The sequence below is a fragment of the Streptomyces sp. NBC_00576 genome (genome assembly GCF_036345175.1).
Classification (GTDB): Bacteria; Actinomycetota; Actinomycetes; order Streptomycetales; family Streptomycetaceae; genus Streptomyces.
The window spans coordinates 2,974,951-2,998,370 of record NZ_CP107780.1 but is presented as its reverse complement, the minus strand read 5'-3'; the positions used below and the strand labels follow the sequence as shown (position 1 = coordinate 2,998,370).

The window sequence follows — 23,420 nt, the reverse complement described above, 5'->3', positions numbered from 1 at the left end:
ATAGGGGGCGCCCTGAAATACGCCCCCCATGGTGGTCGTGAGTAACCCGGCGCGGTTCCCCCTAACGTGCCGCCACTCGGCGCTGCTTCGCGCCCCCTGTGCGCCGGCTCGTTTCCGCGGCGGTCCGTGGAATTCCAGCACAGTGCCGGATCTCCAACAAGGCCAACAGGTCACGGTGTGACGACGATGACGCCTCGTGAGTACTCAGTCACGAGGCGTAGAAGGCGATTCTGTACATACCGGGCGAAAGTCCATGAGTCACATGGATAGTCGCGGTGTCCAGGTCGCCATGATCAGGAGCGGAATGAGGGCTTCAGTGAAGCAATGTCCGTTTCGTGGAGGGGGGTCGAGGGTCCGAATTGACCGCTTTGCCCATGGATTCGTGAGGAAACTCACATGCCCTTCAGGGGGTCTCTGTGACTTCCCCGGGGAATCGCATGTTTAGCCTGGCGCTTTACAGAGATGGCAAATCCGACAACCCGCGCGCGGACGGCGGCTTCCAGCCTCGCCGAGCGCCCGGACACGACAGGGTCGAGGGCTACAACAGTGAAGACGACGACGATGTTCCGCAACATCGCAAACCCGCGGCGCACGACGCTGGCGCACCTGACGGACGCCGACGAGCTGACGCCCGTCGAGCAGCCGGAGCACTCCGTAGACCTCCCCACGCAGACCGCCAACCCCCGCCGCACCATCCTCATGGACGCCCCGGTCGCGGCCTCCGTCGTGGAGTAGTACGCACGAGTGCCACCTGGTTGTTCAGGGCGGCCCCTGTGAATCCCCGTGTGTCAAGGGCGCCTCTGCCCCTCGTGCCCCGGCTTCCCGTCGTACGGAGGTCCACGAAGGGCGTGGGCGCCCGCGCTTATTGCGCGAGGCGCCCGCCCGCGGCGCGTTAGCCTGGACCGTCAGACGCCAGCCGGACCAGCAGAGGGGCGCAGGAATCCCGTGCGCATCGCCAGATTCTCCATCGACGGGAACGTCGCCTTCGGCGCGGTCGAGGGCGACAAGCCGGACGAACTAGTCCTGGACATCATCAAGGGCATCCCGTTCGCCGACTTCGAGCTCTCCGGCACGAAGGTCCCCCTCGACAAGGTCCGGCTGCTGCCGCCGGTGCTCCCCAACAAGGTCGTCGCCTACGGCCGCAACTACGCGGAACACGCGAGGGAACTGGGCAACGAGGTGCCCGACGCCCCGTTCGCCTTCTTCAAGCCGTCCACCTCGGTGATCGGCTCCGGCGACGAGATCCAGTACCCCTCCTTCTCCGAGGAACTGCACCACGAGGCCGAACTCGCCGTGGTCATCGGGCGGATGTGCCGCGAGGTCCCGCGCGAGCGCGTCAAGGACGTCATCCTCGGCTACACCTGCGCCAACGACATCACCGCGCGGGACGTCCAGAAGCGCGAGAAGCAGTGGGCGCGGGCCAAGGGCTTCGACACCAGCTGCCCCCTCGGCCCCTGGGTGGAGACGGACCTCGACCCCTCCGACCTCACGATCCAGCTCACGGTCAACGGCGAGCAGCGTCAGCTGGGCCGCACCAGCGAGATGATCCACTCCATCGAGGACCTGATCATCAACATCACCGAGGCCATGACGCTGCTCCCCGGCGACGTGATCCTCACGGGCACCCCGGCAGGCGTCGGACCGCTCACCGTCGGCGACGAGGTCGCCGTCACCATCGAAGGCATCGGCACTCTCACCAACAAGGTTGTCAAGCGTGGCTAGCGCACCCGACCCCGCCGTCCGAGTACGGTTCTGCCCGTCGCCCACCGGTAACCCCCACGTGGGCCTGGTCCGTACGGCCCTGTTCAACTGGGCGTACGCCCGCCACACCGGCGGCACGTTCGTCTTCCGCATCGAGGACACCGACGCGGCCCGCGACTCCGAGGAGTCGTACGAGCAGCTGCTGGCCTCGCTGCGCTGGCTGGGCTTCGACTGGGACGAGGGCCCGGAGATCGGCGGCCCGCACACGCCGTACCGCCAGTCGCAGCGCATGGACACCTACAAGGACGTGGCGGCCAAGCTCCTGGAAGCGGGCCACGCGTACTACTGCTACTGCTCCACGGAGGAGCTGGACACCCGCCGCGACGCCGCCCGCGCGGCCGGCCGGCCCTCCGGCTACGACGGCCACTGCCGCGAACTGACCGACGAGCAGGTGTCGGCGTACACCGCCGAGGGCCGCACGCCGATCGTCCGCTTCCGGATGCCCGACGAGACGATCACCTTCACGGACCTGGTCCGCGGCGAACTGACCTTCACGGCGGAGAACGTCCCGGACTACGGGATCGTACGAGCCAACGGCGCGCCTCTGTACACGCTGGTCAACCCGGTCGACGACGCGCTGATGGAGATCACGCACGTCCTGCGCGGCGAGGATCTGCTGTCGTCGACGCCCAGGCAGATCGCCCTGTACAAGGCGCTGATCGAACTGGGCGTCGCGAAGTCCGTACCCGCCTTCGGCCACCTGCCGTACGTGATGGGCGAGGGCAACAAGAAGCTCTCGAAGCGTGACCCGGAGTCGTCCCTGAACCTCTACCGGGAGCGCGGTTTCCTCCCGGAGGGCCTGCTCAACTACCTCTCCCTGCTCGGCTGGTCCCTCTCGGCCGACCAGGACATCTTCACGATCGACGAGATGGTCGCCGCCTTCGACGTGTCGGACGTGAACCCCAACCCGGCCCGCTTCGACCTGAAGAAGTGCGAGGCGATCAACGCCGACCACATCCGACTGCTGGACGTGAAGGACTTCACGGAGCGCTGCGCGCCCTGGCTCCGGGCCCCCTTCGCCCCCTGGGCGCCGGAGGACTTCGACGAGACGAAGTGGCAGGCGATCGCCCCGCACGCCCAGACCCGCCTCAAGGTCCTCTCGGAGATCACGGACAACGTCGACTTCCTGTTCCTGCCCGAGCCGGCCTCCGACGAGGCGTCCTGGACGAAGGCGATGAAGGAGGGCAGCGACGCCCTGCTGATCACGGCGAGGGAGAAGCTGGAGGCCGCCGACTGGTCCTCCGCCGAGTCCCTGAAGGAGGCCGTCCTGGCCGCCGGCGAGGCCCACGGCCTGAAGCTCGGCAAGGCCCAGGCCCCGGTCCGCGTGGCCGTCACCGGCCGCACGATCGGCCTGCCGCTCTTCGAGTCCCTGGAAATCCTGGGCAAGGAGAAGACGCTGACCCGCATCGACGCGGCACTGGCCAAACTGGCCGCGTAGTTCGGCACTTGGGAGGGCGGCGTCCGGTCCGGGCGCCGCCCTCCGCATGTGCCGGTACCGTCGATGTCATGACGATCCGCGCCGTGGTCTGGGACATCGACGACACCCTCTTCGACTACACCACGGCTGACCGCGCCGGCATGCGGGAGCAGCTCCTGGCCGAGGGCCTGCTCGACGGGTACGCGACTGTCGAGCAGGCCCTTGTGCGCTGGCGGGAGGTCACCGACCGGCAGTGGGCGCGGTTCGCGGCGAAGGAGATCGACTTCCCGGGACAGCGCCGGGAGCGGGTGCGGATGTTCCTGGGCGAGGAGCTGACCGACGCCGAGGCCGATGCCTGGTTCGACCGGTACATCGGGCACTACGAGGCCGCCTGGGCGCTCTTCCCGGACGTACTGCCCGCCCTCGACCTCCTCGCCGCCAGCCACCGGCACGGGGTGCTTTCGAACTCCAGCATCCGTGTGCAGGACCGCAAGCTGCGCGTTCTCGGCGTACGCGACCGCTTCGAGGCCGTCCTGTGCGCGGCCGAGCTGGGCTTCTCCAAGCCGGACGCCCAGGCCTTCCACGCCGCCTGCGACGCCCTTGGCCTGCCTCCGGAGCAGGTGGCGTACGTCGGCGACCACCCGGAGATCGACGGGCGGGGCGCCGTCGACGCCGGAATGCTGTCCGTGTGGATCGACCGGGGCGGCCTCGCCGTCGTCGAGCAGGCATCCACGGGCCCCCATCGGATCGCCTCTCTCGCCGAACTCCCCGCGATCCTCGGCGCCGATACCCGTTTTGGAGCGCCGTCCACCTTCGGGTAATGTTCTTCCTGCGCCGCCGGACAGCGGGTCGAAAGGCCAGGACCCGGAGGCGCAAGCTAGAACAAGAGCTCCGCAGGGGCTCGCGTTCCAGTGGCCTATGGTGTAATTGGCAGCACGACGGTTTCTGGTTCCGTTAGTCTTGGTTCGAGTCCAGGTAGGCCAGCTCGCAGATTGCTTCAAATCTGCACCCGTGGAGATCAGAATCCACACAAGCCCCCGTTGTGTAGCGGCCTAGCACGCTGCCCTCTCACGGCAGTAGCGCCGGTTCGAATCCGGTCGGGGGTACAGATCCTTCTCGGAGGGTCAGTCAGGGTCGCACCCGCTGACTTTCATGCAGGATCGCTAGGGCCCCCGTTGTGTAGCGGCCTAGCACGCTGCCCTCTCACGGCAGTAGCGCCGGTTCGAATCCGGTCGGGGGTACGTTTTACTCTGAATCGCCTTGGTCTATGGTGTAATTGGCAACACTACGGTTTCTGGTACCGTCATTCTTGGTTCGAGTCCAGGTAGACCAGCTCCGATCTGCGGCGGTGTAGTTTTAACCGCTTGCAAGATCTTCGCCCCCGTTGTGTAGCGGCCTAGCACGCTGCCCTCTCACGGCAGTAGCGCCGGTTCGAATCCGGTCGGGGGTACGTCAGTGCAAGATGGCCCTCCGCTTCGGCGGGGGGCCACCTTGCATTTACGGCCGTGTCGGCCGGGCATCAACAGGCCTTCGCGCAGGTGGTACTTGGTTGTCAGTGAAGGTCTGCCGCGGCGTTGAGGCCGACCCTCTCTGGCATTCGCACCCGTGGTCAGCCTGTGCGGCGCAAGGCCTCTGAGAGGCGAGCCGCCGCGTCGATGACCGCCTGGGCGTGCATGCGGCCGGGGTGGCGGGTCAGGCGTTCGATGGGGCCGGAGACCGAGACGGCGGCCACCACGCGGTTCGACGGGCCGCGGACCGGTGCGGAGACCGAGGCGACGCCCGGTTCGCGCTCACCGATGGACTGGGCCCACCCCCGGCGTCGTACGCCCGACAGCGCTGTCGCTGTGAAGCGGGCACCCTGGAGACCGCGGTGCAGGCGCTCCGGCTCCTCCCAGGCCATCAGGATCTGGGCCGACGAGCCCGCCTTCATCGTGAGCGTCGAGCCGACCGGGACCGTGTCCCTGAGGCCGGAGAGGCGCTCGGCCGCCGCGACGCAGATGCGCATGTCGCCCTGGCGGCGGTAGAGCTGCGCGCTCTCGCCCGTCAGATCGCGGACATGGGTGAGCACCGGGCCGGCGGTCGCCAGGAGGCGGTCCTCGCCCGCTGCCGCAGCCAGTTCCGCAAGGCGGGGGCCGAGAATGAAACGGCCCTGCATATCGCGCGCGACCAAGCGGTGGTGTTCCAGGGCCACGGCGAGACGATGTGCCGTGGGTCGTGCCAGTCCGGTCGCCGCGACCAGGCCCGCGAGGGTGGCCGGACCGGACTCCAGAGCGCTCAGGACAAGGGCTGCCTTGTCCAGAACGCCGACGCCGCTACTGTTGTCCATGAAACGATACTCGCGTCTCACTCTGTGAAACGCAAGTTCATTTTCCGGTGGAACGCGCCACCCTGGAAGACACAGCGGCCCGCCGACCAACGGGCCCGGCGGTGGATGTCCGGACAAGGGGTACGGGTGCTCGCCTCCACAAGATCTCTATCTAGTTGGGCCGGCGCCCACACAGGCCGGCCGAAGGGAAAGCGATGGGTAGGACACTCGCGGAGAAGGTCTGGGACGACCACGTCGTCCGGCGCGCCGAGGGCGAGCCCGACCTCCTCTTCATCGACTTGCACCTGCTGCACGAGGTGACCAGCCCGCAGGCCTTCGACGGCCTGCGCCAGAACGGCCGTAAGGTGCGGCGCCTCGACCTCACCATCGCGACCGAGGACCACAACACCCCGACCCTCGACATCGACAAGCCCATCGCCGACCCGGTCTCCCGGGTCCAGCTGGAGACGCTGCGCAAGAACTGCGCCGACTTCGGTGTGCGGCTGCACCCGCTGGGCGATGTCGAGCAGGGTGTCGTCCACGTGGTGGGACCGCAGCTGGGGCTGACCCAGCCGGGCACCACCGTCGTCTGCGGCGACTCCCACACCTCCACGCACGGTGCCTTCGGCGCGCTGGCGTTCGGCATCGGCACCTCGCAGGTCGAGCATGTGCTGGCCACCCAGACGCTGCCGCTGGCCCGCCCCAAGACCATGGCCATCACGGTCGACGGCGAACTGCCCGACGGTGTCACCGCCAAGGACCTGATCCTCGCCATCATCGCGAAGATCGGTACGGGCGGCGGCCAGGGCTACATCCTGGAATACCGCGGCTCCGCCATCGAGAAGCTCTCGATGGAGGCCCGGATGACCATCTGCAACATGTCGATCGAGGCCGGCGCCCGCGCGGGCATGATCGCTCCCGACGAGATCACCTTCGAGTACCTCAAGGGCCGCCCGCACGCCCCCGCCGACGAGGACTGGGACGCGGCGGTGGAGTACTGGAAGACGCTGCGCACCGACGCGGACGCGGAATTCGACGCGGAGGTCGTCATCGACGGCGCCGCGCTGTCGCCGTTCGTCACCTGGGGCACCAACCCCGGTCAGGGCGCCCCGCTTTCGGCGGACGTCCCCGACCCTGCTTCGTACGAAGACGCTTCGGAGCGCCTCGCCGCCGAAAAGGCCCTGGAATACATGGGGTTGGAGGCCGGGCAGTCGCTGCGCTCCATCAAGGTGGACACCGTCTTCGTAGGATCTTGCACCAACGGCCGTATCGAGGACCTGCGCGCCGTCGCCGAGATCGTCGAGGGCCGCAAAGTCGCCGACGGCGTACGGATGCTGGTCGTCCCCGGCTCCGTGCGGGTCGGTCTGCAGGCCGTCTCCGAGGGCCTGGACGTGGTCTTCAAGGAGGCCGGCGCCGAATGGCGGCACGCGGGCTGCTCGATGTGTCTGGGCATGAACCCCGACCAGCTGGCCCCCGGTGAGCGCTCCGCGTCCACCTCCAACCGCAACTTCGAGGGCAGGCAGGGCAAGGGCGGCCGTACGCACCTGGTGTCGCCGCAGGTCGCCGCCGCGACGGCCGTACTGGGCCACCTGGCCTCCCCGGCCGACCTGTCCGACGCCGACACCCGTACGCCCGCTGGAGTCTGATCAGCCATGGAAGCATTCACCGCGCACACCGGTCGGGCCGTTCCGTTGCGTCGCAGCAACGTCGACACCGACCAGATCATCCCTGCTCACTGGCTCAAGAAGGTCACGCGGGACGGGTTCGAGGACGGGCTGTTCGAGGCCTGGCGCAAGGACGAGAACTTCGTCCTCAACCGGCCCGAGCGCAAGGGTGCGACGGTTCTGGTCGCCGGTCCGGACTTCGGTACGGGCTCCTCGCGCGAGCACGCCGTCTGGGCGCTGCAGAACTACGGCTTCAAGACCGTCATCTCGTCGCGATTCGCCGACATCTTCCGCGGTAACTCGCTCAAGAACGGCCTGCTCACGGTCGTTCTGGAGCAGAAGATCGTGGACGCGCTGCAGGAGCTGACGGAGAACGACCCCGAGGCCGAGATCACGGTTGACCTGGAGGCCCGCGAGGTGCGCGCCGAGGGCATCACCGCGGCCTTCGAGCTCGACGAGAACGCCCGTTGGCGGCTGCTGAACGGACTGGACGACATCTCCATCACCCTGCAGAACGAGGGCGAGATCTCGGCGTACGAGGCGAAGCGGCCCTCGTACAAGCCGTGGACGCTCAAGGTCTGAGCCGGAACTGAGTCAGGGCTGAGCCCGTAGGCCCTTCGCAAGTAGAGTTTCGGCCACTGCAACACCCCGTCTGTACCCCCGATCGCCACGATTGGGGGTACAGCTGTTTCTGCCCCCAGGCCCTCTCGCACCCCATGAGCGGACCTCTCAACTTCCCACGTTAGAAAGGGTGTTGATGGGGTACCCGCGTCTTGACAGCGCGACTGACGACTGAGCACGGAAGGCCGTTTGAGGCAGCAGTTGCCCCCTGCGCAGGCGACAACTCGCCCCAGATGGCACAATCTGTGCATGGAACACGACGGCCAACTCGAGCTCTACACGGCGGTCGCGGCCCAACTCAAGGAAGCGCACACAAGAGTGCGCGCACTGCAAGTCCCGGAGGGCGTACGGATGGCGCTGACCCGGAAGCTGCTGGTCATTACGGCCGCGGCCAAGCACGATCTCGCCGACGCGACAAGGCGGCTGGAGCGCTTCGCGGCGGACCTCGACGAGGGTCGATTCCCCGACGAGGACCGCTGAGGAACTCCGTGACAGCCCGAGTTCGTTGCGGCACAAGGGTGATTAGCCCGTTTCGTGTTTGATTTGCGGTATATATCTGCCTAACGTGCGAAAAAGCTTGAACACTTTCGTTCTGGCAATGTCTCCGAAGGGGAAGACGTGAACAAGGCGCAGCTCGTAGAAGCCATTGCGGACAAGGTCGGTGGCCGTCAGCAGGCCGCCGAGGCGGTCGACGCGGTCCTGGACGCCATCGTCCGCGCGACCGTCAGCGGGGACAGGGTCTCGGTCACGGGCTTCGGTTCCTTCGAGAAGGTCGACCGGCCGGCCCGTTACGCCCGCAACCCGCAGACGGGTGAGCGGGTTCGGGTCAAGAAGACCTCCGTCCCCCGCTTCCGTGCGGGCCAGGGCTTCAAGGACCTGGTGAGCGGCTCGAAGAAGCTCCCGCGCGGCGGCGAGGTCGCGGTCAAGAAGGCGCCCAAGGGCAGCCTGACCGGCGGCGGTGCTGCCGCAACGGTCAAGAAGGCCGCGGCGAAGAAGGCCACCACCGCCAAGAGGGCGACGGCGGCGAAGAAGACCGTGGCGAAGAAGGCGACGCCGGCGAAGAAGACCACGGCCACGGCGAAGAAGACCACGGCCAAGACGACCACCGCGAAGACCGCGGCGGCCAAGAAGACCACGGCCACGGCGAAGAAGACCGCCGCCAAGAAGGCCCCGGCGGCCAAGAAGGCTACGGCGACGAAGGCCCCGGCCCGCAAGTCCGCGGCCCGCACCACCACCACCGCCAAGAAGGCCACAGCCCGCACCAAGTAGGGGTGCAAGGGCACTCACGCGCCGGGCCGGACTCCTCGAGGGAGTCCGGCCCGCGGCGTGTCCGGACCCGTTCGGTACGCGCTCAGAAGGTCTGCAGGGTGACGAGCGTGATCCGGGGGGTGCCCACGGTCCCGTCAGTTTTCTGGGGTTCTTCGGGTCCCTCGACCTCGATGCGCACCCGCTGCCCGGGTCGCAGCAGCCTCAGCCCGCCCGCGTCGAACGCCGGCGCGTCGAAGGGAACGGGGGTGCCGTCGTCGAGCAGCACACTGCCGCTGCGCGTCTCGGCGTCGTACGTGTACGCGGTCGCCTGCATGTCGGCAGCCTACTGGCCCGCGATCAGCAGCCCCTCGACGGCGGTCGCCGTCCGCGCCCCCACCCCCAGGGCGAGTGCCGCCCGCAGATCGTCGCCGGTGTCCACGTCCTGGCGTACGGAATTCACCGTGGTGAGCCCGAGTTCCACGGCGCCGGAGTCGCGGTGGCGGTTTCGGGAATGCGGGCCGAAATGCGGAAGCAATTCCTGACCGGGGCGGGCGGTCAGCAGAGTGGTGCCCACGGTGGCCGCGTCCGCGAGGAAAGCGCGCGGGAATTCGGCGGCGGCAGCCAGGACGCGGGCCAGTTCCAGGGGGCGCAGCGCCGGCAGATCGGCGTTCAGAGCCGCTACGGCACTGTCGGGCCGTAGCGTCCGTACAGCCGCCGTTCCGTGCGCCAGGGCGGCGTTCAGGCCGCCCAGAGGCTCGTCGGGGACGATCGCGGCGCCCAGCGCGGCCAGCTCACGGGCGGCCAGGGCGTCGTTCGTGACGACTGCCACATCGCGGACCGCGGGGCAGGCGAGCGCCGCTGTCACCGTGTCCTGTGCGAAGGCCAGGGCGAGACCGGGGCGGAGTCCGTCGTGGGCGGTGTCCGCGAGCCTGCTCTTGGCCCGCGCCAGGGGCTTGAGGGGTATGACCACTGTCCACTGCACGAGCGTTCCGTCCCTCCCTCGCAACCCCGGCTGCTCTTCCGGCGCTTTCCACGGTCGCAACCATTGTCACCTGGCTGTCATCAAAGCCCATCCGGCGGTGTCGGTGCCGGGGCGTACGGTGTTCTCGACAGACCGGAAGCCCGGGGCGACACTTGTGCGGCCCCCAGGTCAACCGGCAGAGGTCCTGGTCCAGGCCTTAGAGGAAGGTGTCCGCGTGCCCCGCCGCAGAATCGGCTTCTGGTACCGCCTTGCTGCGGTCATCTGCAAACCGCCGCTGGTGGTTCTGATCAACCGGGACTGGCGCGGAATGGAGAACATTCCGGCGGCAGATGGATTTATCACCGCGGTGAACCACAATTCGCACGCAGACCCCTTCGCATACGCGCACTACCAGTACAACAGCGGCCGTGTTCCGCGATTTCTGGCGAAGAGCGGACTTTTCAAGAAGGGGTTCGTCGGCACCATGATGCGTGGCACCGGACAGATCCCCGTCTACCGGGAGACCACCGACGCGCTGAGCGCCTTCCGCGCCGCGATCGACGCCGTGGAGCGCGGTGAATGCGTCGTCTTCTATCCCGAGGGCACCATCACCCGCGACCCGGACCAGTGGCCCATGACGGGCAAGACCGGCGCCGCCCGGGTCGCCCTGCAGACCAAGTGCCCGGTGATCCCGGTGGCCCAGTGGGGTGCGAACGAACTGCTGCCGCCGTACGCCAGGAAGCTCAACGTCCTTCCGCGCAAGACCCACCACGTCCTCGCGGGCCCGCCCGTGGACCTGACGCGGTTCTACGACAAGGAGATGAGCCCCGACCTCCTGAAGGAGGCGACGGAGGTCATCATGGCCGCCGTCACCCGTCAGCTGGAGGAGATCCGCGGCGAGAAGGCGCCTGAGACGCCGTACGACCCGCGCCAGGAGCGGATCGAGCAGCGTCGCCGCACGGCAGCGGAAGAGGCGCAGGACGCGCGGGACGCCTTGGAGGCGCGCACGGCCCGGGCCGCAGTACAAGAAGCGGTAGAAACAGCAGAAGCAGTAGAAGCGCGGGAAGTTCAGGAAGAGGGGCAGGGCAAGTGAGCGAGCCGGTCAAGGCGGCGGTGTTCAGCGCGGGATCATGGGGGACCGCCTTCGGCATGGTGCTCGCCGACGCCGGCTGCGAGGTGACCCTGTGGGCCCGCCGCCCCGAACTCGCCGAGGCGATCAACTCCACGCGTACGAACCCGGACTACTTCCCGGGCGTCGAACTCCCGGAGAACCTCCGCGCCACCACGGACCCCGCACAAGCCGCCCGCGACGCCGACTTCACGATACTCAGCATCCCCTCGCAGACCCTGCGCGGGAATCTCGCCGAGTGGACGCCCCTGCTCGCCCCCGACACGATCCTCGTCTCCCTCATGAAGGGCGTCGAACTCGGCTCCGCCATGCGGATGAGCGAGGTCATCGACGACGTCGCCAAGGTGGGCCCAGGCCGCATCGCGGTCGTCACGGGCCCCAACCTCGCCCGGGAGATCGCCGCCCGGATGCCGGCCGCCGCGGTGGTCGCGTGTACGGACGACGCCGTGGCCCAGCGCCTCCAGACCGTCTGCCACACCCCGTACTTCCGCCCGTACACCAACACCGACGTGGTCGGCTGCGAACTGGGCGGCGCCGTCAAGAACGTGATCGGTCTGGCCGTCGGTATCGCGGACGGCATGGGCCTCGGCGACAACGCGAAGGGCTCGCTCATCACGCGCGGCCTCGCCGAGACCACCCGCCTCGGCCTCGCGATGGGCGCCGACCCGCTCACCTTCGCCGGACTCGCGGGCCTGGGCGACCTGGTGGCGACCTGCTCCTCGCCCCTCTCCCGCAACCACACCTTCGGCACCAACCTCGGCAGGGGCATGACCCTCCAGGAGACCATCGCGGTCACCAAGCAGACCGCCGAGGGCGTCAAGTCCTGTGAGAGCGTGCTGGATCTGGCCCGCCGGCACGGCGTCGACATGCCGATCACGGAGACGGTCGTGGGCATCGTGCACGAGGGCAAGCCGCCCGTCGTGGCCCTCAAGGAGCTGATGTCGCGCAGCGCCAAGCCCGAGCGACGCTGAGCAACAGGGCTCTGCGGGCGCTGACTCAGCGCCCTACCACCGGGTACCCTCAACCCGATATGAGCACCGAGAACCTCCCCCAGAGCCCCGGGCAGCCGTCCCGTAAGCCGCGTGTGGCCGTCGTCTTCGGCGGTCGCAGTTCCGAACACGGGATCTCCGTGGTCACCGCCGGCGCCGTGCTGCGTGCCATCGACCGGACGAAGTACGACGTCCTGCCGATCGGCATCACCCAGGACGGCCGCTGGGCGCTCACCGCGGACGAACCGGAGCGCATGGCGATCGTCGACCGCAAGGCGCCGAACGTCGACCAGCTCGCCGAGTCGAGGGAAGGAGGAGTAGTCCTCCCCGTCGACCCGTCGAACCGCGAAGTCGTCTACAGCGAACCGGGATCGGTGCCCAAGGCCCTCGGCGAGGTGGACGTCGTCTTCCCCGTGCTGCACGGCCCGTACGGCGAGGACGGCACGCTCCAGGGTCTGCTGGAGCTCTCGGGTGTCCCGTACGTGGGCGCGGGTGTGCTTGCCTCGGCCGTCGGCCAGGACAAGGAGTACATGAAGCGGGTGTTCACGTCGTTCGGCCTCAAGGTCGGCCCGTACGTGGTGATCCGGCCGCGTGAGTGGGAGCGCGACGAGTCGGCGGCCCGCAAGAAGATCGTCGACTTCGTCGGCGAGCACGGCTGGCCGCTGTTCGTGAAGCCCGCGCGCGCGGGATCGTCGTTCGGCATCACCAAGGTCGACGAGCTGAGCGGCCTCGACGAGGCGATCGCCGAGGCCCAGCGACACGACCCGAAGATCATCGTCGAGGCCGCGCTGCGCGGGCGCGAGATCGAGTGCGGGGTGCTGGAGTTCGAGGACGGCCCGCGTGCCTCCGTACCCGCCGAGATCCCGCCCGTACAGGCGCACGCCTTCTACGACTTCGAGGCCAAGTACATCGACTCGGCCGACGGCATCGTCCCCGCCCCGCTCACCGAGGAGCAGACCGCGGAGGTGCGCCGCCTCGCGGTCGAGGCCTTCGACGCGGCGTCCTGCGAGGGCCTCGTACGCGCGGACTTCTTCCTCACCGAGGACGGCGAGTTCGTCATCAACGAGATCAACACGATGCCCGGCTTCACCCCGATCTCCATGTACCCGAGGATGTGGGAGGCGACGGGCGTCGACTACCCGGAGCTGGTGGACCGCTTGGTGCAGGCGGCCCTGCGCAGGTCAACGGGCCTGAGGTGAGGTATCTGGGGGCGCGGGGCTGTATCCGATATGCGGCTCCGCCGCGTGGGCGCGACAAGCCACGGACGGCCCGTAGTCAACAACGCAACAACCCCACTGCGGCGCCTAGTTGGCAATCCCCTCAGGAACCGTCTTCTTGACAGCCGCGGCCAGATCGACCAACGCCCCCGAGGTGTCCCTCCCCGACGGGACCATCACCTCGACATAGGCAAGCCGCGACGAAGTAGTGAAGCGGGACGACCCGTCGTCCCGCTTCTCCATCAGCCACCCGACCCCGTTCACCCCACCCCCCACCGCATCCGGATCCGCACCGGTGGCGACCCTGGGGTCGGTCATCTTGGGGGGTCGTACGACACCGCAGCGCAGTATGATCGCCGGGCTGCCCCAGCCCGCGGTCAGCGCGGACCGGGGCTCGGGGTCGTCGCGGCTCAGGCCGTCCACCTTCGCCGGCAGCGCCTTGTCCAGGTTCCGGCACAGCTTTGTGGTCTTCCCGTCCGGCTCGGGAACCGTGACTCGGGCGCTGTCGTCTGCTGAGGAGCAGCCCGTGACGACGATCAACAGGGCGAGCACGGGCAGAGCGAGCGGCCGGGGACGGAAGAAGTTCACCGGCACAGGGTAGACGGGGGCTACAGGTGCACCACCGGGCAGGTCAGAGTGCGGGTGATGCCGTCCACTTGCTGGACCTTGGCGACCACCATGCGGCCGAGGTCGTCCACTGTGTCGGCCTGGGCGCGCACAATCACGTCGTACGGTCCTGTCACGTCCTCGGCCTGGATCACCCCCGGGATCTTGTTGATCGTCTCGGCGACGGTCGACGCTTTGCCGACCTCCGTCTGGATCAGGATGTACGCCTGTACCACGGAACCTCCAGGGCGGCCACGAGGATCATGTGGGGAAAAGGAACGCCACGGTATCGCGTCGCCGCGCGCCACGGGGAGACCCGCGGCGACCGCAGCACCCGCGCCGGGGTGCACACGCAGCACAGGTTGACGGTCACCTCGACCGTACCGAGGCCGACGGGGCCTCGCGACCGGGCAAGGACAGCAACGGGGACAGCACCAGAAGGGGACGTACGACTATGAAGGGCACTGTGGGCGAACTGGGGGAGTTCGGGCTCATCAGGGAGCTCACCTCCCGGCTCACCACCACCCCGGCGGTCCGGGTCGGCCCCGGCGACGACGCCGCCGTGGTCGCCGCGCCCGACCGCAGGGTCGTGGCGAGCACCGACATCCTCCTGGAGGGGCGGCACTTCCGCCGCGACTGGTCGACCGCGTACGACGTGGGCCGCAAGGCAGCCGCGCAGAACCTCGCGGACATCGCCGCCATGGGCGCCGTACCGACCGCGCTGCTGCTCGGGCTGGTCGTCCCCGCCGAACTCCCGGTCACCTGGCCCGTCGAACTGATGGACGGCCTGCGGGACGAGGCCCAGGTCGCGGGTGCCGCCGTGGTCGGCGGTGACGTCGTACGGGGGGACACGATCGTCGTCTCGATCACCGCGCTCGGCGATCTGCGCAACCACGAGCCCGTCATCCGGGGCGGCGCCAGGCCCGGTGACGTCGTCGCCGTGACCGGCTGGCTGGGTTGGTCGGCGGCTGGGCACGCGGTGCTCTCGCGCGGTTTCCGCTCGCCGCGCGCCTTCGTCGAGGCCCACCGCAGACCGGAACCTCCGTATCACGCGGGCCCTGCGGCGGCCGGCCTCGGCGCGACCGCGATGTGCGACGTGAGCGACGGGCTGATCGCCGACCTCGGGCACATCGCGGAGGCCAGCAAGGTCCGTATCGACATCCGGTCGGGCGCGATCGACATCCCCACCCAGATGAACGACATCGGGCAGGCCGTCGGCGTCGACCCCATGCAGTGGGTGCTCACCGGGGGCGAGGACCACGCGATCGTGGCGACGTTCCCGCCGGACGTGAAGCTGCCCGCCCGCTGGAAGGTGATCGGCGAGGTCCTCAACCCGTCGGCCCTGCCCCAGGTGACGGTCGACGGGGCACCGTGGACCAGCAACGGCGGCTGGGACCACTTCGCGGACATCGAGTCGTGACCGCGCTCCCGCGGGTCCTCACGGTCGCGGGCTCCGACTCCGGCGGCGGCGCCGGGATCCAGGCCGACCTGAAGACGATGCTGGCGCTCGGCGTGCACGGCATGAGCGTGCTCACGGCGGTCACGGCGCAGAACTCCCTCGGCGTACAGGGAGCTTGGGAACTGTCGGTGGAGGCGGTGCGGGCCCAGTACCGCAGCGTCGTCGACGACATCGGCGTACAGGCGGTGAAGACCGGGATGCTCGCCTCGGCCGAACTGGTCGAGGCGGTCGCCGAGTTGATCGCGGCGACGGACGTGCCGACGGTCGTCGATCCGGTGGGCGTCTCCAAGCACGGGGACCCGCTGCTGGCCGCGTCCGCACTGGATTCCGTACGCACGAAGCTACTCCCGGTGGCGACCGTGGCGACCCCGAACCTCGACGAGGTGGCCCAGCTCACGGGCGTACGGGTCGAGTCGGAAGAAGATTTGCGCGAAGCCGCGGCGGCCGTGCTGGCGTACGGGCCGAAGTGGGCGCTGATCAAGGGCGGGCATCTGCCGGGCGACGCCGTGGACCTGCTCACGGACGGGACCGAGGAGCACTGGCTGCGCGCCCCGCGCCACGACAACCGGCATACGCACGGCACGGGGTGCACGCTGGCGTCGGCGATCGCGTCGGGGCTGGCGAAGGGCGAGTCGGTGCCGGCGGCGGTGGCGGCGGCGAAGGAGTACGTCACCGGGGCGATCGCGGCCGGGTTCGCGCTGGGGGGCGGGATCGGGCCGGTGGATCACGGATGGCGGTTTCGTGCGTAGACCACTGTGGATGGGGGGCCGCTGTGCGGGCACGGCAAAAAGCCGGTCCACCGAGGTGGACCGGCTCTGAGCAGCGAACCAGCAGTGGCCGCGCGCTAGCAGATCGTCAGCGCGAGACCTTGCCGGCCTTGATGCACGAGGTGCAAGCGTTCACGCGCTTCGGCGTCCCACTGACCACGGTACGTACGCGCTGGATGTTCGGGTTCCAGCGACGGGGTGTACGGCGGTGCGAGTGGGAGATGCTGTTGCCGAAGCCCGGCCCCTTGCCGCAGACGTCGCAGTTGGCAGCCACGGGTCACTCCAAAGACTTCAGATGCTCTTACGGGTTGATCCCGGCATGCCGGGATCAGGATCGTAGGATCTGAGTGGCGCTGCCAGGAGGAAGGCCCGATGTAGAAGGCCATCTTGGATGGTCGTCTCGATCGGGCAACCGGAGCAGCATACAACGACTGCGCCAGTACAACGAAACTACCATGGCTGATCAGGGCCTCGCTCCCGGCCCCGGGCCACCCGCCATTCACCCGTGATCCATCCCGGGGTCTACGCTGCGTGCCACGTCCAGCAGCTCAAGGAGGCGCAGGTGCCGCAGGTGCCGCAGACATTCTTCGATGCTCTCGCGGTACGCACCTGGTGCGGACTCGCGCTGGCCGCCCTGGGGCGGGCGCGCGAGGAGATCGACGCGATCAATGTCTACCCGGTCGCCGACGGGGACACCGGAACCAACCTCTATCTGACGCTGGAATCGGCGTGCGCGGCGGTCGAGGCGGCCTTCGCCGGACACGAGACCGGGACGGGACCGGCCGGTACGGCCGGGGCTCCGACGCTGGCCGACGCGGCCCGGGCGATGGCCCACGGAGCGCTGATAGGGGCCCGCGGCAACTCCGGCACGATCATGGCGCAGCTGCTGCGCGGCATGGCCCAGGTGCTGGCCGCCGACGCGGACGGCGAAAGCGCCCACATCGACGGCCCCGGCCTGTGCCTGGCCCTGCGGCACGCGGCCGACGCCGCCCGGCAGGCCGTGGCCCACCCGGTCGAGGGCACGGTCCTCACTGTGGCCTCGGCCGCCGCCGACGCCGCGACAGAGGCGGAGGGCGACTGTGGGACGGTGGCCAGAGCCGCCTACGAGGGTGCCTCGGCCGCGTTGGCCGCCACCCCGGGCCAACTGGCCGTCCTGGGGCGCGCGGGCGTCGTCGACGCGGGCGGGCGGGGACTGGTGACGGTGCTCGGGGCGCTGGTGGAGACCTTCAGGGGGGAGGCGCCGGGGGGTGGCGTGCCGGGGGCCGCGGGGGCGGCACGCGTGCGCGTGCCGATTCGGTCCGAGGTAGCTGAGGTGCCGGCGCCCGGTCTCGACGGCCCGGACGAGTGTGCGGACGCCGCCTCCGGGCCCGCCTTCGAGGTCATCTACCTCCTGGAGGCCGAGGACGCGGCTGTCGCGCGGCTCCGGGAGCGGCTCGACGGGCTCGGGGACTCGCTCGTCGTGGTCGGGGGCGACGGGCTGTGGAACGTGCACGTCCACGTCGACGACGCCGGCGCCGCCGTGGAGGCGGGCGTCGAGGCAGGGCGGCCGTACCGGATCCGGATCACGCACTTCGGGGTCGGCGACGTGCACACCGGCGGCGCCGGACGTCCGCCCCGGGAGCGGGTGCAGCGGGCCGTCGTGGCCGTCGTGCCCGGGGAGGGCCTGGCCGGGCTTTACGGCGCGGCCGGCGCCACCACCGTGCTCGCGCGGCCCGGGGAGCCACCCGTGAGCGGGGAGCTCGTCGAGGCCGTACGACGGGCCCACGCGCGCGAGGTCGTGCTGCTGCCCAACGACGCCGACCTGCGCCACACCGCCGCCGCGGCGGCCGAACAGGCCCGCTCGGAGGGCATCCGGGTGGCCCTGATCCCGACCCGGTCGGCGGTCCAGGGCATCGCCGCGCTCGCCGTGCACGAACCGGAACGCCGGTTCGACGAGGACGTCGTCGCGATGACCTCCGCGGCCGGCGCGACCCGCTACGCCGAACTCGCCGTCGCGGAACGCCAGTCCTGGACGATGGCCGGCATCTGCCAGACCGGTGACGTCCTCGGCCTCATCGACGGCGACGTCGCCGTGATCGGGTCCGACGTCACGGCCACCGCGGAGGCCGTCATCGACCGCATGCTCCAGGCGGGCGGCGAGATGGTCACCCTCGTCCTCGGCGACGAGGCGCCCCAGTCGATCGCCGGGCACCTTGAAGCACGGGTCCGTGAGGGATACCTCGCCGTCGACACCGTGGTGTACCGGGGGGGACGGCAGGGGGCGTTGCTGCTCATCGGGGTGGAGTGAGGGAGGGTGCGCGCAGGAGGGTTTCGCCCCCGCCGCCCCTACCCGTCCCATCCCTGGGGGCTGCCGCCCCCAGACCCCCGCTACGGCCCTGAACGGGCCTTGTCCTCAAACGCCGGACGGGCTGGAGATGCCGGACGGGCTGATTACGCCTCCTGCTCCTCCATGAGTTGCAGCATCTGTTCCGCCTCGGCTCGCCGGGCGCCCGCCTCCTCGTCGGAGTCGTCGAAGGCCTCGTACGCGATCAGCACCCCGCGCGCGCGTGCCGCCGCCTCCGACGGGCGGCTCAGGTCCGCCTCCAGCCAGCCCGCGGCCAGTTCGGCGCCGGTGCGGCCGTGGAGGCCCTCCTCGCCGAGGGAGGAGAACACGGCGATCGCCTTCGTCATCTGGGCCAGCGCCGCCTCGAACGCGGCCTCGATCGCGCCGTCCTCGGCGTCCTCGGCGGCCGAGCGGGCCAACAGGTCGCCGAACTGGCGGTGGGTGTGGGCGAGTTCGGCGCCGAGCTGCTCGCGGGACTCCAGGTCCTCCGCCTCGGAAAGGGCCTGCGCGCACTCGCGGACCGCGTCCCCCATCCGTCGTCGGGCCCCGTCGAGGCCCGCCTCCGTGCGCAGCGCGAGCCACGCGCGGGCGCGCAGGGCTCGCACCAGGCCGTGCACGTTTCCGAGCGAGTCCCACAGATCGCCGGCGCGTTCGTAGGCCTGGTCGGCCTCGGCGGGCAGCCCGGCGAGGCCGAGGGACTCGGCGGCGAGGTGGGCGAGGGTCGCGTGGTCCTGCTGCTCGGGCCAGTGCCGGGCGATCTCCGCGGCCTTCAGCCGGCGTTCGGCGGACTCACGGTGCTCGCCCAGCTCGCCCAGACAGTCGCCGAGCCACCACAGCGTCTGTACGACCGCGCCGTCGCCGTGCGTCTCGGTGCCGAGGTCGGGCAGCGCCGACTCCAGTACCTCGGCCGCCTCCGCCCACCGGCCCTGCCGCAGCAGGAAACCGCCGAGCAGATGCCGGGCCCAGGCGCCCAGGGTCGGGCCCTCGCCCGCCTCGTCGGCCCAGTGCGCGGCATCCAGGGCGCGGTCCGCGGCCTCGGTGACCTCGTCGCGCGCCCCGAGGATCTCGGCGAGCTGCAGGTTCAGCTGGGCCTGGCCCGCCGCCTCCAGATACGCCCCGCCGTGTTCCAGGGCTCCCCGCAGCGCCCGCTCGGCCCCGGCGACGTCGCCCAGATGGTGGGCGAGTCCGGCCAGCCGGGCCTCGTACTCCACCGCGAACCACGGCAGCCCCGCCGCGACGAACGCCTCCGTGGACCGGGCGAAGAGCTCCGCGGCCCTCGCCAGATCGCCGGTGCGCGTCGCCAGTTCCCCGAGCATGGCCTGGGCCTCCGCGCCGCGTGAGGCGAGCCGCACATCGTCCCCGGCGTGCCCGTCGACGAACGCCAGCAGCTCCCGTACGGCGTTCTCGGCGGCGGCCAGGGACTGGTCGGTTCCGGTCTCCTCGACCTGCCGCATGAGGATGCGGGCGCGTCCCATCAGGACGGCCGCGGCCTGCCGTACGCCGGTGCCCTCGTCGGAGTAGAGCGCGAGGACCTCCTCGTACGGCTCGGAAACGGCCGTCAGGGCCGCGTCGACGTCGCCCTCCAGGGCGCGTGCGTACGCGGCGCGGGCGCGGGCGGCCAGAGCCTCGCCGGGGTCGCCGGCCTCGGCGTACAGCTCGGCGGCCCGCTCGAAGAGTGCGATGCCCTCAGGACCGCCCTCCATGGCCCTGTGGTCGACGATCTCCGCCCGGTCGGCCGCCGGTAGCTCGACGTCCTCGGCGGCCCGCCAGACGGCTGCCCACGCCTCCATCGCGTGCGGAAGCAGCGCGTCCGACATCCGGCGCGCGTCGGCGAGCAGCGCGGGCAGGTCGCCCGGGGCGTCGGTCTGCTGGTCCGGGGAGTCCATGGACGTCGCGGTCACCATGGACTCCACGGGCGCCCTGCGGGGCGCGGGGATGCCCCTCGCCGCCCGCACGCCCAGCGGAAGCCGGTCCACCAGGGGAGCCTGGTCCATGCGCGCACGGACGTCGTCGCCGACGTACGACGTGCCGTTGCGCAGGTCGAAGCGCGCGGACAGGGAAAGGGCCTCCTCGCGCGCGTGGACGGCGAGTTCGCGGGCGGTCCAGTCGCGCCCGGCCGGTCCGGGCACCGACTGGGCGCCCATTCCCAGGCCGGTGAGCCGGCCCATGAGGAGGGTCACCGCGGCCAGGAAGTCCATCTGGCTGCGCGGCTGCCCGGAGTCCGTGAAGTACGCGGGGCGTTCCGCGAGCAGTTCCAGGCCGCGCGCCTCGTTACCGGTCAGCGCGCAGAACTCGACGTGGTCCGCGTACGCGCCCCGCATGCTCTCCATGGGCCGCACCAGCCGGAAGCCCCGCAGGTGATGCGCGCGGGCCTCGTCCAGGCGGCCCAGGCGCAGCAGCGGGCCCAGGGAGGACGCCAGGACGGTGTGCGGTTCGTGGGCGCACGTGAACTCGCCCTCCAGGACCGGCCGCCACAGGTCGATGGCCTCGGCGTCCGCGCCCCGTTCGGCCTGCCACCAGCCCTGGCTGTGCAGTTCGCAGGCGTGGCAGTCGGCCATGCTGTCGCGGTCGGCGGCCAGCCAGGCGGCGTACGCCCGTTCGGCCCGCGCCAGGTCGCCGACATGCGCGGCCACACTGAACTCGGCACCGCGCACGGCCCGTTCGGAGTGCCCGGCGAGCCGGTAGCGGTGCTCCATCTCGCCGAGCCACTTCTCGATGGAGGCCAGCGGGATGTGCGGCTGGTCCAGCATGCCCGTGGTCATCCACTTGAAGACCCAGTGCAGCGTGTGGACCTCGTACTCGTCGAAGTCCTCGGGCCGCTCGTCCCACATGCGCAGCAGACGCGCGAAGGGGACGAACATCCGGTCCTTCTCGGAGCTGTAGTTGTAGGCCTTCAGCTGGTGTCCGAGCGCCTCGATCACGGCGAGCGGGATGTTCAGCTTCTCGGCCTCGGCCAGCAGCTGCTCCGCGCGCGCGTTGCGGGCCGGTCCCTCGGGCTGCTCCGCGTTCAGCGCCATGGCCTCCCGGAGGGCGTCGAAGTCCTTGATCTCGCTCATCGCCGGCCGTCCTCCGTGGGCTCCGTGGGATCGCTGTGGGTGGCCCACTCCAGGAGGCCGATGAACGCACGGTTCAGCAGCGCGGAGTCCGCGGGCCGCAGCGGGCGCTGCGCCATGAGCAGGGCCTGCCCGTACAAGGACTCCGTGGCGGTGCCGATCAGTTCCGGGTCGTCCAGGGAACTGATCCTCCGGATCAGCGGGTTGAGATGGTTGAGCACCAGCCGCGCGCGCGGGGCGCTGCCCCGCAGCGAGCCGAGGATGCCGGCCCACAGGTCGTCGGCCTGCTCCGCGGCCTCGGCGCGCGCCTGCTCGTGCCGGGCCGCCCGGTCGTCCAGATGCAGCGCGGGCACGGACAGCGGGTGGAAGGCGCGCAGGACGACATCGCACCCGAGGGGGTCGAGTCTGACGCGCGCGGCCCCCAGGAAGGCCGACAGGGCCAGCTCCTCGGCCGGGTCGACCGTGTCCAGGTGCGCGGTCACGGTGTCCGCGTCCAGCTCGGCGACCACGGTTCCCGGGCGTACCGACGGCAGCGCCTCGATCAGCTCACTGTCGTACGTGTAGCCGCCGTTGACGACGCCGACGCCCTGCGCGGACGCGATCGGCGCGACCTGCCGGTACTCCTCGACGGTGCGCGTGAAGTGCACCACCGGGTGGCGCTGTGCGAACTCCTCCAGGGACAGCTGCCCGTCGGTCGTCTCGAAGGGGAGCCACGGCAGCATCGTGCGCAACATCTCCCTGTCGTGCCTGGCCAGCGACTTGACACCCAGGTGGTGAACCGACAGGAACGCGGCCAGCCGCTCCGGATCACCGGCCGCGAGCCCGGTCAGCCAGGAGCGGATCCTCTCGCCCAACGCCTCCCGTACGGCGGCCAGCGTCTCGTCCTCGTACAACGACTCGCGCGAAGCGGTCGGCCGCAGACTGTCGGTGTCGAGCACGCACCGCACGAAGAACGCCCAGTCGGGCAGCAGCTGTTCGGCCCGCTCGGTGAGCAGCATGCCCTTCAGATGCACCCGGTGACTCGCACGCTGCGCCGGACTCACCGAGGACGGCAGGACGTACGCCACCCCGCGGATCCCGGCGAGCGGCACGTCAAGGTCGATCGAGTCCAACGGCGTGAACCCGAACAGGTCGTGACAGTGCCGCTGAAGGGCCACCCTTCGGGTGGCGGGCGACGGATACGGACGGTTCCAGGGCGCGGGCAGATCGGTGACGGCCTCGTCGCCCACCCGCACGTCGTACGGCAGCAGTGACCCGAAGTCCCGCGCCAGCGCCAGCACACGCTCCTCGGTGAGCCACTCGCCGGCCCCGGGCCGTGCCACCAGGTGCACGGTGGTGCCCGGTTCGGGCCGAGCCTCGGCGGGCAGCGTACGCACGGTGTACGAACCGTCGTCCGCGGCCGTCCACTCCACGGGCGGGGCGTCCGGCGTACGGGCGCTGCGGCTGACGACCCTGATCCGCTCGGCCACGACGAAACAGGCCAGCAGTCCGATGCCGAACTGGCCGAGAAACTCCGAACGCGCCTCCTGGATGCCGCCGGGGTCCGCCCGCTTGGAACTGCGGCCGATGGTCGCAAGAAGGTTGTGCACGTCCGCCTCGGTGAGGCCGACCCCGGAGTCCTCGACCCGCAGGGTGCCGCCCTCGGCGTACAGCCGCACCCGCGCCGGGGCGTCGGGCTGCTCGGCACGCCGGGCGGTGATCGCGTCCACGGCGTTCTGCAGCAGCTCGCGCAGATAGACCCTGGGGCTGGAGTAGAGGTGATGGGAGAGCAGGTCCACGAGGCCGCGCAGGTCGACCTGGAACGTATGCGGTGACTGGGATGCCTGGGATGACTGTGAGGTCTGGGAGTCCATCGTCGCAGCGCCGGAGGGGGGACCAGGTTCTGGCGACGGCGCGGGGT

General features: G+C 70.2%; 22 protein-coding genes and 5 tRNA genes. 19 read left to right on the top strand and 8 right to left on the bottom strand.

Annotated elements, in window-relative coordinates; all coding sequences use genetic code 11:
- Nucleotides 1-546 precede the first annotated feature (546 nt).
- From OG734_RS12450 to OG734_RS12410, 9 genes are all read left to right on the top strand, one after another.
- Nucleotides 547-735 (top strand): hypothetical protein, encoded by a 189-nt coding sequence (locus OG734_RS12450; RefSeq protein ID WP_330293642.1) that lies wholly within the window; start codon nucleotides 547-549, stop codon nucleotides 733-735.
- Between the two features lie 210 nt (nucleotides 736-945).
- Nucleotides 946-1,722: a fumarylacetoacetate hydrolase family protein gene (locus OG734_RS12445; protein WP_330287549.1), complete on the top strand. Its 777-nt coding sequence runs from the start codon at nucleotides 946-948 to the stop codon at nucleotides 1,720-1,722.
- Nucleotides 1,715-3,199: a glutamate--tRNA ligase gene (gene gltX, locus OG734_RS12440; RefSeq protein ID WP_330287548.1), complete on the top strand. Its 1,485-nt coding sequence runs from the start codon at nucleotides 1,715-1,717 to the stop codon at nucleotides 3,197-3,199. The genes OG734_RS12445 and gltX overlap by 8 nt, the downstream gene beginning before the upstream one ends.
- A gap of 68 nt (nucleotides 3,200-3,267) precedes the next feature.
- The gene (locus OG734_RS12435) at nucleotides 3,268-3,999 is read left to right on the top strand and encodes an HAD family hydrolase (protein ID WP_330287547.1); all 732 of its coding nucleotides are present in this window, start codon (nucleotides 3,268-3,270) and stop codon (nucleotides 3,997-3,999) included.
- Between the two features lie 91 nt (nucleotides 4,000-4,090).
- Nucleotides 4,091-4,162, top strand: a tRNA-Gln gene (locus tag OG734_RS12430).
- Nucleotides 4,163-4,211: 49 nt separating this feature from the next.
- Nucleotides 4,212-4,284, top strand: a tRNA-Glu gene (locus OG734_RS12425).
- 62 nt (nucleotides 4,285-4,346) lie between these two features.
- Nucleotides 4,347-4,419: transfer RNA gene (locus OG734_RS12420), tRNA-Glu, on the top strand.
- A gap of 20 nt (nucleotides 4,420-4,439) precedes the next feature.
- Nucleotides 4,440-4,511: transfer RNA gene (locus tag OG734_RS12415), tRNA-Gln, on the top strand.
- A 44-nt stretch (nucleotides 4,512-4,555) separates the two neighbouring features.
- Nucleotides 4,556-4,628 (top strand) — tRNA-Glu (locus tag OG734_RS12410).
- Between the two features lie 159 nt (nucleotides 4,629-4,787).
- Here the strand turns inward: OG734_RS12410 and ndgR are convergent.
- Nucleotides 4,788-5,504, bottom strand: a complete 717-nt coding sequence (ndgR, locus tag OG734_RS12405) for an IclR family transcriptional regulator NdgR (RefSeq protein WP_164323372.1) — start codon at nucleotides 5,502-5,504, stop codon at nucleotides 4,788-4,790.
- A gap of 194 nt (nucleotides 5,505-5,698) precedes the next feature.
- On the opposite strand from ndgR, the gene leuC reads away from it, so the two are divergent.
- The 4 genes from leuC (at nucleotide 5,699) to OG734_RS12385 (ending at nucleotide 9,037) form a co-directional block, all read left to right on the top strand.
- The gene (leuC, locus tag OG734_RS12400) at nucleotides 5,699-7,129 is read left to right on the top strand and encodes a 3-isopropylmalate dehydratase large subunit (protein WP_330287546.1); all 1,431 of its coding nucleotides are present in this window, start codon (nucleotides 5,699-5,701) and stop codon (nucleotides 7,127-7,129) included.
- A 6-nt stretch (nucleotides 7,130-7,135) separates the two neighbouring features.
- Nucleotides 7,136-7,729, top strand: a complete 594-nt coding sequence (leuD, locus tag OG734_RS12395) for a 3-isopropylmalate dehydratase small subunit (RefSeq protein WP_330287545.1) — start codon at nucleotides 7,136-7,138, stop codon at nucleotides 7,727-7,729.
- Nucleotides 7,730-8,017: 288 nt separating this feature from the next.
- Nucleotides 8,018-8,248, top strand: a complete 231-nt coding sequence (locus tag OG734_RS12390; RefSeq protein WP_319209693.1) for a hypothetical protein — start codon at nucleotides 8,018-8,020, stop codon at nucleotides 8,246-8,248.
- 138 nt (nucleotides 8,249-8,386) lie between these two features.
- Nucleotides 8,387-9,037: an HU family DNA-binding protein gene (locus OG734_RS12385; RefSeq protein WP_330287544.1), complete on the top strand. Its 651-nt coding sequence runs from the start codon at nucleotides 8,387-8,389 to the stop codon at nucleotides 9,035-9,037.
- An 82-nt stretch (nucleotides 9,038-9,119) separates the two neighbouring features.
- On the opposite strand, the gene OG734_RS12380 is transcribed toward OG734_RS12385, so the two are convergent.
- Together OG734_RS12380 and cofC are read right to left on the bottom strand one after the other, a co-directional pair.
- Entirely contained in the window at nucleotides 9,120-9,350 is a 231-nt protein-coding gene (locus tag OG734_RS12380) for a hypothetical protein (RefSeq protein WP_330287543.1), read from the bottom strand.
- 9 nt (nucleotides 9,351-9,359) lie between these two features.
- Nucleotides 9,360-9,998, bottom strand: a complete 639-nt coding sequence (gene cofC, locus OG734_RS12375) for a 2-phospho-L-lactate guanylyltransferase (RefSeq protein ID WP_330287542.1) — start codon at nucleotides 9,996-9,998, stop codon at nucleotides 9,360-9,362.
- A 214-nt stretch (nucleotides 9,999-10,212) separates the two neighbouring features.
- Between cofC and OG734_RS12370 the strand changes: the two genes are divergently transcribed.
- Genes OG734_RS12370 through OG734_RS12360 form a run of 3 tightly spaced genes read left to right on the top strand, consistent with a single transcriptional unit; the run spans nucleotide 10,213 to nucleotide 13,294 of the window.
- The gene (locus OG734_RS12370; protein WP_330287541.1) at nucleotides 10,213-11,070 is read left to right on the top strand and encodes a lysophospholipid acyltransferase family protein; all 858 of its coding nucleotides are present in this window, start codon (nucleotides 10,213-10,215) and stop codon (nucleotides 11,068-11,070) included.
- A complete protein-coding gene (locus tag OG734_RS12365; RefSeq protein WP_330287540.1) occupies nucleotides 11,067-12,077 on the top strand; it encodes an NAD(P)H-dependent glycerol-3-phosphate dehydrogenase in 1,011 nt (336 codons plus the stop codon). The genes OG734_RS12370 and OG734_RS12365 overlap by 4 nt, the downstream gene beginning before the upstream one ends.
- 59 nt (nucleotides 12,078-12,136) lie before the next feature.
- Nucleotides 12,137-13,294 carry a D-alanine--D-alanine ligase family protein gene (locus OG734_RS12360; protein WP_330287539.1) on the top strand — a complete coding sequence of 386 codons (1,158 nt, stop codon included), beginning with the start codon at nucleotides 12,137-12,139 and terminating at the stop codon, nucleotides 13,292-13,294.
- Between the two features lie 105 nt (nucleotides 13,295-13,399).
- On the opposite strand, the gene OG734_RS12355 is transcribed toward OG734_RS12360, so the two are convergent.
- Both OG734_RS12355 and OG734_RS12350 read right to left on the bottom strand, forming a co-directional pair.
- Entirely contained in the window at nucleotides 13,400-13,900 is a 501-nt protein-coding gene (locus OG734_RS12355; protein WP_330287538.1) for a DUF3515 domain-containing protein, read from the bottom strand.
- A gap of 20 nt (nucleotides 13,901-13,920) precedes the next feature.
- A complete protein-coding gene (locus tag OG734_RS12350; RefSeq protein WP_030040983.1) occupies nucleotides 13,921-14,154 on the bottom strand; it encodes an Lrp/AsnC family transcriptional regulator in 234 nt (77 codons plus the stop codon).
- Nucleotides 14,155-14,372: 218 nt separating this feature from the next.
- On the opposite strand from OG734_RS12350, the gene OG734_RS12345 reads away from it, so the two are divergent.
- Both OG734_RS12345 and thiD read left to right on the top strand, forming a co-directional pair.
- Nucleotides 14,373-15,338, top strand: coding sequence for a thiamine-phosphate kinase (locus OG734_RS12345; protein ID WP_330287537.1), 966 nt, complete (start codon nucleotides 14,373-14,375; stop codon nucleotides 15,336-15,338).
- Entirely contained in the window at nucleotides 15,335-16,126 is a 792-nt protein-coding gene (gene thiD / locus OG734_RS12340; RefSeq protein ID WP_330287536.1) for a bifunctional hydroxymethylpyrimidine kinase/phosphomethylpyrimidine kinase, read from the top strand. The genes OG734_RS12345 and thiD overlap by 4 nt, the downstream gene beginning before the upstream one ends.
- A gap of 106 nt (nucleotides 16,127-16,232) precedes the next feature.
- Here the strand turns inward: thiD and rpmB are convergent, their stop codons facing one another.
- Entirely contained in the window at nucleotides 16,233-16,418 is a 186-nt protein-coding gene (rpmB, locus tag OG734_RS12335; RefSeq protein ID WP_006376789.1) for a 50S ribosomal protein L28, read from the bottom strand.
- A gap of 288 nt (nucleotides 16,419-16,706) precedes the next feature.
- Between rpmB and OG734_RS12330 the strand changes: the two genes are divergently transcribed.
- Nucleotides 16,707-18,431, top strand: a complete 1,725-nt coding sequence (locus tag OG734_RS12330) for a DAK2 domain-containing protein (protein WP_330293641.1) — start codon at nucleotides 16,707-16,709, stop codon at nucleotides 18,429-18,431.
- A 143-nt stretch (nucleotides 18,432-18,574) separates the two neighbouring features.
- On the opposite strand, the gene OG734_RS12325 is transcribed toward OG734_RS12330, so the two are convergent.
- Together OG734_RS12325 and OG734_RS12320 are read right to left on the bottom strand one after the other, a co-directional pair.
- Entirely contained in the window at nucleotides 18,575-21,523 is a 2,949-nt protein-coding gene (locus OG734_RS12325; protein ID WP_330287535.1) for a tetratricopeptide repeat protein, read from the bottom strand.
- The gene (locus OG734_RS12320) at nucleotides 21,520-23,373 is read right to left on the bottom strand and encodes an HSP90 family protein (RefSeq protein WP_330287534.1); all 1,854 of its coding nucleotides are present in this window, start codon (nucleotides 23,371-23,373) and stop codon (nucleotides 21,520-21,522) included. Before OG734_RS12320 ends, OG734_RS12325 begins: the two co-directional genes overlap by 4 nt.
- Nucleotides 23,374-23,420: the final 47 nt, after the last annotated feature.